A 12,026-nucleotide genomic window follows, 5' to 3' on the forward strand; every position below is an offset into this window, starting at 1 on the left:
CGGCCTCGTCATCATCGCTTACTTGAAAAAGCTGGGTCGAATTGTTAATTCCATCTATAATTATGTTTCAAACGAACATATACATGTTCATAACAATAAATTCTGCCGGAATCCGTACGGCGATTACGATAAACAGGAGGCCCAGATCCGCATGCAACATCCCATCATGCAACGGTTGAGATCGACCGCAGCGCTCAACCGCTATCTTCCCAGACGGCTGCATATCCGGATATTCCTTGGGTTGACCCTGCTATTCATGCTCGTGTCCGTTCCGTTCGTCTTCCTCATGGCGAACCAATTCTCCCATTACGCGATGAAACAGATCGATACGGTGAACGAAACGGAGATCACGCACTCGCGGGATAACGCGGCTTTTATTTTCAACAAAATGATCGGGTACGGCTTCACCATGTACGCGGATAAGAGCATTCAAGCCTGGCTATCGGCCGACGCGGAGACGCAGCAAGCCCAGGTCGAGGCGCTGGCCGCGGGAACCAAATACATGACGACCGAGCCGTACCTTGCGGATGCCTACCTGATCAACATGCGAACGGCGCATGTCATTGACCTGAAGTCCGGCGTCTCCGCGTTCGGACCGTTCAAGGATCAGGCTATCCTGCAACTGGCGAAGCAGCCGCAGCGATCCTATCAGCGCTTCTTCCTCCACCGTTCGGACGGCAAGCAGCAGCTGGCGCTCATGATCCCGATGGTGCCTTCCGGCCAGCCGTCCTACGGGTACCTGGTCTTGCTGATGAACGATGCCTTAATGAAGCAATATTTGCTCAAAGAGAACGGGAATGCCGGATTCACGTCGTTCATTCTCGATCGTGCCGGCAACGTGATGCTCGGTTCGCCCGATGCGTCGGTGCCTTACGCGGAGCTCGCTGCCAAGGCGGTGGACCAATCGGCCTCCGGAAATTACACGATCGATTACGACAAGGAATCCTGGTCGGTGCAATACGCGCTCATCGAGCCGCAGGGCTGGACGATGTACCAGATGGCGAAGCTCGAAGGCATTCGCGCGGACTTCCACGCGTTCCTGACCAAGATGACGGTCTTTATCGCCGGCATGGTCGTGCTGCTGCTCGCGATCCTCTTCTGGAACTCCCGGCGAACCTATCAGCCGTTTTCCGATCTGGCCGATCAATTGCAGACGAAGTTCGGGGGCTCTCTCCAGAACAAGCATGACGAAGGCCCGTTGGACGAGCATCGCGTCATCCGGTACGGCATCGAGATGCTGGAGGACAAGATGGTCCGGCTCGACGATTCCGTGCGGGAGCATCGGAACGTCATTAAGACGGAATACCTCCGCCAGTGGATCCTGCAGGGCAAGCTGATCTCGCCGGTCGAGAAATATCTCCATGAGCATACCGGGCTTTTCGACCACGAGGGTCTCTACTTGAGCGTCGTCCGCATTAACGCCTACAGCGCGTTCCAGGACAAATACGATTTCGCGTCCAGAAAGTTGATGAAGTACGCGATGGGCAACATCGCCGAGGAGATCATCCGCCGAAGCGGGCATGCGGAAGCCGTGGATCTGGGCAGCGACCATCTCGCCCTGCTGATCGCCTGCCCGGCCTCGTCCCTCGATCTCGTGACGGGACTGCTGGAGGACGTGAAGGAACAGATCCGGCAATGGGTCAACGTGCAGGTGACGGTATCCGTGAGCGGCCAATTGGATTTCGGTGAAGACATACGCGCGACGTATCAGCATATCCAGGAATTGACCATGCTGCGGTTCGTCTCCGGTGAAGACAAAATATTTCTCGAGCGCGATTTCGAGGCGTATATGCGGAGCGTGCAGCCGCTGGCCGACGACAACCTGCTGGACGAGCTGATTACGAAGGTCAGGACGGGCAAGGGCGAGGAAGTATCGGCGATCCTGGATCAACTCTTCGCGCATATGCAGGCGATGCGTTACGCGCAAAGCAAATTTCAGCTCTCGCTCATGCTGTACACGCTGTTCAAGAAGTTCAACAAGCTGCCCTCCGTGGAATCCGTGGACGGCATCGAACACATTCTGGAATCCTTCGATACGCTCGGCGGCATCCGCGGCTGGCTGGAGAGCGAGCTGCTCGGCATCATCGACGATCTAAGCAACAAGAAGGGGGCGAGCCGCCGCGAAGAGATCGTGTCGGAGATCGTGGATTACGTGAAGACGCATCTTCACGATGCCATGCTCACGATCGAGGAGATCGCCGAGCATGTCTCGCTCTCGACCCGTTATACGCGCCAGCTGTTCAAGGACGCGTTCGACGTGACGCTGTCGGATTACATCCTGCAGGAGCGGATCGCCAAAGTAAAGGAGCTGCTCGTCTCGACCGAATGGACGGTGACGGATATCGGGGAGCGGGCAGGGTTTCAGACGAAGAGCAACTTCTTCACGGTATTCAAGAAGGCGACAGGCATGACGCCGAGCCAGTACCGCGACAAATGAATGCGAATAGGCAGGGGAGCAACGCAGCAACGCAGCGAAGGAAGCTGTCTTCAAGGTCCGAACAGACCTTGGGGACGGCTTTTTTCGTTGGCCGGGAATGGCTATCCCGGCGCATTTCCGGTTTGGGAACCTTGTTCCGGGCCGAAATCCGCTTTGCTTACCCGGCCGCCGGAACGAGAACCTGGACTGCGCGCGGCTTCCGGCGCCGTTTTCCGTTATTAGAACTATGCAGACCGGAAGCGCGGACCCTAAGCTTGGTCGTAGCACAAGAAAACCGCGAACAGCAGGAAGGGAGACCAACACTCAAGTGGCTATGATCAGAGAGATTGCGAGGAACAAATATTTATACGCGCTGGCGTTGCCCGGCCTCTTGTTTCTCATCGTATTCGCTTACGTGCCGATGGCCGGACATTTAATCGCCTTCAAGCAGTACCGGCTCGCCGACGGCATCTGGGGAAGCAAATGGGTCGGGTTCGACAATTTCAAGTTCTTCTTCATGAGCAGCGATTGGTACAAGGTCACCTTCAATACGATCTTCCTTAACGGGCTGTTCATCGTCTGCGGCCTCGGCCTCGCGCTGCTGCTGGCGATCTTGCTGAACGAGATCCGGAACATGTTCTTCAAGAAAATCGCCCAATCGTTCGTCTTCATGCCGTACTTCATCTCCTGGCTCGTCGTCAGCATGATGGTGTTCGCGTTCCTCAACACGACGGAGGGGATCTTGAACCGGACGCTGATCGCGAACGGCATCGACGGGCAGAACTGGTATCTGAAGCCCGGCATATGGCCGGCGATCCTGACCATCATCTACGTCTGGAAGTTCGCGGGCTACTACTCGATCATCTTCCTGGCCGCGATCACGGGCATATCCGGCGATTATTACGAGAGCGCGCGGATCGACGGGGCGACCCGGTTTCAGCAAATCATCCATATTACGATTCCCTTGATCCGCAACGTGCTGATCGTATTGGCCCTGCTCGGAATCGGGCGGATATTCTACGGCGACTTCGGCATGATCTACGGCATTGTCGGCGACACCGCGCCATTGTATCCGACGACCGACGTGATCGACACGTATTCGTACCGCGCGCTCCGGCAGCTGGGCGACTTCAGCAAATCGTCCGCCGTCATCATGTACCAGTCGGTGATGGGACTCGTCACGATCGTCATCTTCAACGCGATCGCCAAGAAGATCGACAAGGATTCCGGTTTATTCTGAGAAAACGGGTAGGTGCTCACATGGAAAGCTCGATTCAACACGTCCGATCCGGCAAGGCGATCAAGGTCAAGACCGACCGCACTTTATCCGAGAAGGCGTTTGTCCTCTTCATCTACGCGTTCTGCGGCGCGTTCGCGCTGGCCTGCTTCATTCCGTTCTGGCTGGCGTTCATCAATTCGTTCGCGGCGGAATCGGCCATCAAGACGCATGGCTATCAGTTGATTCCGAAGGAATTGTCGCTGAATGCGTACCGGTACGTCCTGCACGGCAAGCAAATCGCGAGCAGTTATCTCGTGTCCACGACCGTGACCGTTGCCGGCACCGTGCTGGCGGTGCTCATCACCGCGATGTACGCCTACGTGCTGGCTCATCCCAAAGTCAAATACCGCAACGTGCTGTCCTTCCTGACCTATTTCACCATGATCTTCGGAGCGGGCCTGGTCGGGTTCTATATCCTCATCGCCAATTGGCTGCATCTGAAGGACTCGCTGTGGGCGCTGATTCTGCCCTATATGCTGAACCCGTTCTTCGCGTTCATCATGGTATCCTTCTTCCGGACGCTGCCGTACGAGATCAACGAGGCGGCGACGGTCGACGGAGCCAACGACATCACGATTTTCTTCCGGATCATCCTGCCGATCTCGAAGCCGGTCATCGCGACCGTGGGCTTGTTCTACGCGCTGCAGTATTGGAACGACTTCTTCCTGGCGCTGCTGTTCATCGACAACTACAAGCTTCATCCGCTGCAGATGATGATCCGCCAGCTGATCTCGAACATCAACATGAGCGCGTACGTCGGCGGCAGCCAGACGACCTATACGCAGCCGCTGCCGACTTACGGCGTACAGCTGGCGACCGTCTGCCTGACGATCGGACCGATCGTCTTCCTGTACCCGTTCATCCAGAAATTTTTTGTCAAGGGGATTACAATCGGCGCTTTGAAAGGGTAGTCTTAACCCGGAGACCATCCGGTTGAGAATAGAACCATATCCATAGGAGGTCACAGAATGAGAAAAAGAGGGTTCATGTTAGCGACAACAATGGTGCTGCTGCTTGCGGTGCTGGTCGGGTGCGGCTCCAACGACAATGCGAACGACCTGGGGAACGCGGCCAATGGAACGGATGGCAATGCGGCTCCGCCGGCGGAGGAAACGGCAGGCGGGGAAGCGGCGGCCAAGCTGGATCCGGTCACGCTCAAAATCGTCATGCCGGGCGACCGTCCGGCCGATATGGATCTCGTCATCCAAGAAGCCGAGAAGCGGATGGCGGACACGCTCAACGTCAAGCTCGACGTCGTATTCGTGCCGTTCTCCGACTTGGCGCAGAAAACGCAGGTCATGCTCGCATCCGGCGAGGACGTCGATCTGATCTTCGACGCGCCGTGGCTGCACATGGATCAGATGATCAGCGCGGGCTACTATGAGCCGATGGACGATTTGCTGGCCAAATACGGCCAAGACGCCGCGAACGTCCGCTCCCAGCAAATGCTGGATGCCAACAAGTTTCAAGGCAAAATCTACGCCCTCCCGCTCGGCAACAATCATCTGGCGGGCAGAACGTACCTGGTCCGCAAGGATATCCGGGAGAAGCTCGGCGTGCCTCCGATCAAGACCTATGAGGATTTGATCAGTTTCGCTTACAAAGTGAAGGAGAGCCAGAAGGATGTCGTTCCGCTGCTCGCCTACGGCCAATCCGGACAGAAGGACGTATCGTGGGGCGCGTTCCGAGCGTTCATGGAATATGATCCGCAGTATCTGAGAACGGATGCGCTCGGTCAAAGTCTCGTCTTGTACTATAAGAACAACGACGGCAAGGTCTACAACCTGTTCGACGCGATGGAGCCGCGAATCTGGTCCTGGATCGAGGATGCCAGAAAGCTGTATACGGACGGACTCATTCATCCCGATATCCTCGCGATCAAGGACGTCGATTCCGTCATTAATTCGGGCAAGGTCGCCGCAGCCGTATACAACGAATTCGGCGTACCGTCCAGCTTGAACACCGCGCTTGCGCAAAATGTTCCGGGTGCCGAGATGGAAGCCGTTACCTTCATTCAAATGGAGAAAGGCAAGAACATCACCAACTTCAAGCAGGCGAATTTCCAAGCCATCCCGAAGGTCAGCAAGAACAAAGAGCGCGCCATGATGTTCCTGAATTGGACCGCGCAGAAGGACAACTACGATCTGCTTGCCTACGGCATCGAAGGCAAGGATTACGAGAAGGTCGGCGACGATCAGTACAAGCAGATCGGGAACGGCTACTCCTATTTCCCGTATGCCTGGGTGTGGAATCCGACGCTCGACCGTCTTAACGCCGGCTTCGACGAAGAGACGATCAAGCACTACCAGTTCAACAAGGACGCGGATAATCTGACGGCGAGCATCCTGACGGGCTTCTCGTTCGACCCGGCGCCCGTGACCAACGAAATCTCGCTCTACAACGCGACCGAGGACAAATACTACAACGCGTTGTTCGACGGCGTCGTCGATCCGGGCGAGACGTGGGCGAAGTTCAAGAAAGAAGCCGAAGGCAACGCCAAGAAGATCCAGGTCGAGCTGCAGAAGCAGATCGATGCGTTCCTCGCGGCCAACTAAATAAGTGATCGCGATCGGCGGGTATTCGGCAGCTTCTGGCACCGGGTGCCCGCCTTTGTCATGCGGCGGCATGCGACTTTTACCGGGTAATATCGTCCTTCGCTCCGGTTTTGCCCGCCGCCGATATCCGGTAAGCTTACGAATGTAAGCACTTACTTGATCCATAGGCGGGGCTAGAGAGAAACGATCGGAGGAGGAAGAGATGGAACTGGCTGCTGTGAAGATCGCCAAGGAGAGGAGGCTGTCGCAGGGAAAAACGTTCAAGCGGGTATGGAGATTCAGATGGCTGTACGCCTTGCTCCTTCCCGCCCTGGCATGGGTCGTGCTGTTCGATTACCTGCCGCTCTACGGGATCAGCATCGCGTTCACCGATTACAACGTCATCCAAGGCTTCTCGGGCAGCGCCTGGGCGGGGATGAAATATTTTCGGATGCTGTTCGATTCCGAGATGTTCCGGAACGCGTTCGTCAACACGCTGATCATCAGCCTGTACAAGATGCTAAGCGGCTTCATCTGCCCGATTCTGCTGGCACTGTCGCTCAACGAGATCCGCGCCAAGTGGTTCAAGAAGACGCTGCAGACGGCGGTGTACCTGCCGAGATTCGTGTCCTGGGTCGTGTACGGGGGGATCATTACGATCCTGCTCTCGCCCGAGACCGGCATCATCAACAAAATCATCGAGCTGTTCGGCGGGAAGCCGGCTTACCTGCTCGTCGATCCCGCGTACTTCCGGACCATCCTCGTGGCGACCGATGCCTTGAAGGAGATGGGCTGGGCGGCGATCATCTACATCGCGGCCATCGCGGGACTCAACCCGGAAGTGTACGAAGCGGCCATCGTGGACGGCGCGTCGCGGTTCCGCCGGATCATCCACGTGACGCTGCCGGGCATCGCGAGCACGATCGTCGTGATCTTCATCCTCCGGGTCGGCTACCTCATGAGCGCCGGATTGGATCAAGTCATCAACCTGTACAACCCGATGGTATTCGAGGTCGGGGATATCCTCGATACCTACATTTACCGGGTCGGCATCGAACAGTTCAGTCTGAGCCTCGCGGCGGCGGCGGACGTCATCAAAGGGATCATCGGGCTTGCGCTGGTGCTGATCGCCAATCATATTGCCAAGCGGATCAATGATTCCGGCATTTTCTGACAAAGGGGAATCGGACCGATGAAGCTTACGAAAGGCGAGAGCGCATTCGTCGCCACGAATTACGTCGTACTCACGATCTTGACCATCATCATCATCATTCCGTTCTGGTACGTCATCTCCGTGTCGGTAACGCCGTACGCGATCTTCAGCGAGAAGAACGGCATGGTGCTGTTCCCGTCCTCGCTCAGCTTCGATTACTACGCGTATCTGCTGAAGAAAGGCTCTCTGATCTACGGCTCGTACGGGGTCACGCTCCGCAACGCGGCGGCCGGCGTTCTGCTTGCGCTGGCGCTTACCGCGGGCTCGGCGTACGCGCTCGCCGAGAAGCGGCTGCCGGGCAGGCGAATCATCATGCTGATCTTCGTCTTCACGATGCTGTTCAAGGGCGGGCTGATTCCGACCTACGTCACGGTCAAGAACTTGGGCCTGCTGGACACCGATTACGTGCTGATTCTGGTCATGGCCTTCAGCGCGTTCAACATGATCATCATGAAATCCTTCTTCGAGGGCATTCCGGAGAGCCTGCGGGAGTCGGCCGCGATCGACGGCGCTTCCGAGATTCGCATCTTGGGCTCGGTGGTCCTGCCGATCTCGCTTCCGGTGATCGCCTCGGTCGGCCTGCTCTATCTGGTCACCTACTGGAACGACTTTTTCAATGCGCTGCTCTACGTAACGGACTGGCATAAAGCGCCGGTGCAGCTCATCCTGCGGAACATTATCGCCAGCTCCAGCCTTCCGCCGGAGCTGCTCGAAGCGGCGGGCAGCAAGCCGCCGCCGGCGGTCGGCATCCAAATGTCCGCCATCGTCATCGTCGCGCTGCCCATGCTCGTCATCTATCCCCTCATCCAGCGATATTTCGAACAGGGGATGCTGATCGGCTCGGTCAAAGGCTAAGGAAGAGAACACATAAAGGGGACGAATACGAGATGACAAAACGGATCAAAAGCATGAGCTACGGCGCGATTGCGGCGCTGATGCTCGGAACGGTCACGCTTGCCGGATGCGGCAGCAATAACGATACGGCGGGTAACGCGAACGCCAACAAACCGGCCGAAGGCACGAAGACGGAGACGGCGGCAACGACGACGAACGGCAAAGCGGCAACGCCGTCGGCGGACGATGCCCGGCCGTATGAGCTGAAGTGGCTGAAGGGTCAGGATATCTCCCTGCCCTATGACGCTTCGAAGGATGTCGTCAAGCAGGCGATCGAGAAGAAGCTCAACGTCAAGATCGTACCCGAGATGGTCGACGTTCAGCAGTACAAGACGAAGCTCAACCTGAAGATGTCGAGCGGCGACATTCCCGACGTGACGCGCATCGATTTTGCCGACGACTTCCAGAAATACGCGCAGCAGGGGGCATTCGTCGATTTGACCGACATGATCAACGCGACGGATACGCCGAACATCATGCGCGAGGTGCCGCCCGAGGTGTTCGAGCAGGCGAAGGTGAACGGCAAGATTTACGGCATTCCGTACCAAGGCGGTCCCGGAGCCGGCTATCGCTGGAATCTCGTCATGCGCAAGGATTATATCGATGCGGCCGGCGCATCCGTGCCGAAGACGCTCGACGAGTATTACAACCTGCTGAAGAAGATCAAGGCGGAGAAGCCGGACGTCATTCCGCTCGGCGGATACACGGCTCAGATCGGCGAGGTCAAATTCGCCAACAACTCCTTCGACAACATCTTCGGCGCGTTCGGCGTGACGCCGGGTTATTTCACCCAGACAGACGGCAAGTTCAGCAGCTTCGATACCGACCCTCGGATGAGAGAAGCGCTGCTGTTCCTGCAGAAGATGTACGGCGAAGGACTCATCGACAAGGAGTTCGCGACGATCAAGGAAGAGCAGCTGAGAGCGAAGCTGTACAGCGGCAAGGTGTTCTCCTGGATGGGCTGGTGGTCCACCGCGAGCGACTACGATACGCAGATCGAGACGGGCGAGCTGATCAAGAGCGGCAAGCTGGCGGCGGACGGCTCGCTGCCGAACCAGGCCGATCTGCCGTACAAATATTTGACGCTGATGGATTCGCTTGTCGGTCCGGACGGCACGGCGGTAGCTCCTCAAGGCGCTCCTTTCAGCCAGATGAACGCGATCAGCGTCAAGACGAAGGATCCGAAGCGCGTGCTGTCGATTATCGACGAAGCGTTGTCGCCGGAGAACGAGATGCTGTCCGTCTGGGGCATCGAGGGCGAGGACTATACGATCGTCGACGGCAAGATGAAGACGGTCACGGTCACCGAGCTGGTCGATCCGAAGACGCAGCAGGACAAGAACGGCAATTTCCGCGGCATACAGAGCTACCTGTTTGCTCCCGGCCTGAAAGGCTGGCCGCGTTACCTGGAATCCCTGCCGCTGCGGGTATCCGAGTCGCTTAGCGTCGCCATCAACAATAAATTCCAAATTACCGATGCGGCCAATTACCTCGAATCTCCGACGAAGCTCGCCAAGATGGTCGAGCTGAACACGATGCGCGATTCGGTATTCACCCAGATCATCATGGGCGGCGATATTAGCAAATTCGACGACTTCGTGAAGAAGTGGAAATCGCAGGGCGGCGATCAAATCATCGGCGAGCTCGAGGCATCCTTCCAGAAGAAGGCGGGCAAGTAAGCGTCATGAAGCAGTCAAGACGCTCAGGCATATAGGTCAAACGCAAGCCTTCCGTCAATCGCGGTTCATCCGCATTGGCGGGGGCTGCTTTTCCATTCCCATAAGGGGCAGCGATCACCTGCAGAAGATGAAGAAAGGGGAGCGGCCATGGCTGCAAGCGTGCCCAAGCGCAGCCGGCCATCGAGCCTGCTGCTTCGGATCAGCCTTCCGGTGTTCGCGCTTATCGTGACGTTCATCGCGCTGTTCGCGACGTCGGCCAGCTATATTCTGATTCGGGTGCAGAACGACCATACCCGCCAGATGGCGGAGCAATCGATGAAATTCGTCTACCGGAACGTGGAATACCAGCTCGACACGATGAACAATATGGCGGCCTTCATCGTATCGAACCAATCTATCGAAAACCTGCTCGAGAGCGCCTACCAGAAGCCGTACGAGGCGGTCGGCGATCTGTTCACGCTCCAATCCAACCTGCAAAATCTGTCGCTGCTGTCCCTTCTCGGCGATTCCGGTTCGCGAAGCGTCGTCCAGCAGTCGTACGTCGTGTCCGTCGCGCTCGAGCCGGCGAGCGGCCTATACCCGCTCGCCGCGGACCGGTTCGATCCGGTGACGGGAATCTTCAAGGATGCGGATTTGCAACGCCAGGACTGGTACCTTTCCTTGCAAAGCGGGGAGCGGCAAACCGTATGGTGGGCACAAAAGGCCGGACGCGCGGACGCCGCCATGATCTATTCGGCCACGAAGAAAACGAGCATCAAGGACGGCCGCAGCATCGCCACCGTCATCGTCGGCGCGGATTCCGGAAGCATCCGAAGCGTGTTCGACAATGCCTCGCTGGCGTCGGGCTATCATCTGCTGCTGGATGCCGACGGCCGGGTCATCTTCAGCGAACGGTACGGTTTTCTCGAATCGGCGGGCGAGCTGCCTTACGTGCGCGCATTGGCGGGCAGCGCGGGATCGGTCACGGCCGAAATCGACGGCGCGCGGCACCGCGTCATGTACGAGACGCTGGAGAACGGGTGGAGGCTGCTTACGATCGTGCCGGAGAGCCATTTCAACCGGTACGCGTTCGCGATCTCGGCGATCGGCGGCATTACCGCCGCCGCTGCCCTGCTGGTCGCCGGCATCTGGCTTCGCCGTATTGTCGTGCGCGTGACCGTGCCGATCACGAGGCTTGCCCGCGCCATTCAGCGTCCGGAGGTGCTGGAATTCAAGGAGCCGCTGCCGGACCAACGCTCCGGCATTTACGAGGTAGACGCGCTTAACGCGCAGTTCGCCTCCATGCTGGTCACCCTTCACGGGCTGGTCGAGAAGTCGTTCGCGGAAGAGATGGAGCGGCGCCAGCTTCAGCTGGAGCTGCTGAACGCGCAGATCAATCCTCATTTTCTGTACAACACGCTCGATCTGATCAACTGCCGGGCCATTATGGCCGGGGATTTGGAGACGAGCGCCATCGTGCGCTCGCTTGCGAACGTATTCCGCTATGGACTGAACCGGGGGCAGGCTTGGATATCCTTGCAGGAAGAGATCAAGCAGGTCGAGGCTTATCTGCATATCCAACAGATGATGATCGAGGATATGCGCATCGACGTCCGCGTCCCGCAGGACCTGCTGTCCATGAGCATCGTGCATTTCATCCTGCAGCCGCTGGCGGAGAACGCCATCATCCATGGCTTCGCCGGCCGCTCCTCCGGCTGCCTGATCGCGATCACGGCGAGGCTTGAAGGCACCATGCTTATCCTGCGCGTGGAAGACAACGGAGCGGGCTGTGATCCGGAGCGGATGAACCGCGCCTTGCGGGAACAGCCCGCGGCCGATTCGTCCCCGGGCCGCGACGCCTTGGCCGATTCCGCGTTCGGAAGCGGCACCGGCTACGGCACGCTGAACGTGCACAGGAGAATTCAATTGTACGGCGGTCGAGCATTCGGGCTGCGTTATGTGCCGACGGCCGAAGGGACCTGCGTCGAAGCGATCCTGCCGGTTCGTCCCCGAATGCTCGATTGACAGGAAG

The 12,026-nt window shown here is 57.8% G+C and carries 8 protein-coding genes; all 8 read left to right on the forward strand.

The window, feature by feature from the left end; translation table 11 throughout:
• Positions 1–151: 151 nt before the first annotated feature.
• The 8 genes from AC0YNU_RS13930 (at position 152) to AC0YNU_RS13965 (ending at position 12,019) form a co-directional block, all read left to right on the forward strand.
• Positions 152–2,437, forward strand: a complete 2,286-nt coding sequence (locus AC0YNU_RS13930) for an AraC family transcriptional regulator (protein WP_475757389.1) — start codon at positions 152–154, stop codon at positions 2,435–2,437.
• Between the two features lie 313 nt (positions 2,438–2,750).
• Positions 2,751–3,656 (forward strand): ABC transporter permease, encoded by a 906-nt coding sequence (locus AC0YNU_RS13935; protein WP_475757978.1) that lies wholly within the window; start codon positions 2,751–2,753, stop codon positions 3,654–3,656.
• A 20-nt stretch (positions 3,657–3,676) separates the two neighbouring features.
• Positions 3,677–4,606: a carbohydrate ABC transporter permease gene (locus tag AC0YNU_RS13940; protein ID WP_475757391.1), complete on the forward strand. Its 930-nt coding sequence runs from the start codon at positions 3,677–3,679 to the stop codon at positions 4,604–4,606.
• A 57-nt stretch (positions 4,607–4,663) separates the two neighbouring features.
• The gene (locus AC0YNU_RS13945) at positions 4,664–6,250 is read left to right on the forward strand and encodes an ABC transporter substrate-binding protein (RefSeq protein ID WP_475757393.1); all 1,587 of its coding nucleotides are present in this window, start codon (positions 4,664–4,666) and stop codon (positions 6,248–6,250) included.
• A 202-nt stretch (positions 6,251–6,452) separates the two neighbouring features.
• Entirely contained in the window at positions 6,453–7,403 is a 951-nt protein-coding gene (locus AC0YNU_RS13950; RefSeq protein ID WP_475757395.1) for an ABC transporter permease, read from the forward strand.
• 18 nt (positions 7,404–7,421) lie between these two features.
• The gene (locus tag AC0YNU_RS13955; protein WP_475757397.1) at positions 7,422–8,297 is read left to right on the forward strand and encodes a carbohydrate ABC transporter permease; all 876 of its coding nucleotides are present in this window, start codon (positions 7,422–7,424) and stop codon (positions 8,295–8,297) included.
• Between the two features lie 32 nt (positions 8,298–8,329).
• Positions 8,330–10,015, forward strand: coding sequence for an extracellular solute-binding protein (locus AC0YNU_RS13960; protein WP_475757399.1), 1,686 nt, complete (start codon positions 8,330–8,332; stop codon positions 10,013–10,015).
• Positions 10,016–10,162: 147 nt separating this feature from the next.
• Entirely contained in the window at positions 10,163–12,019 is a 1,857-nt protein-coding gene (locus AC0YNU_RS13965; protein WP_475757401.1) for a cache domain-containing sensor histidine kinase, read from the forward strand.
• Positions 12,020–12,026: the final 7 nt, after the last annotated feature.

Source organism: Paenibacillus sp. J31P316 (assembly GCF_056269105.1).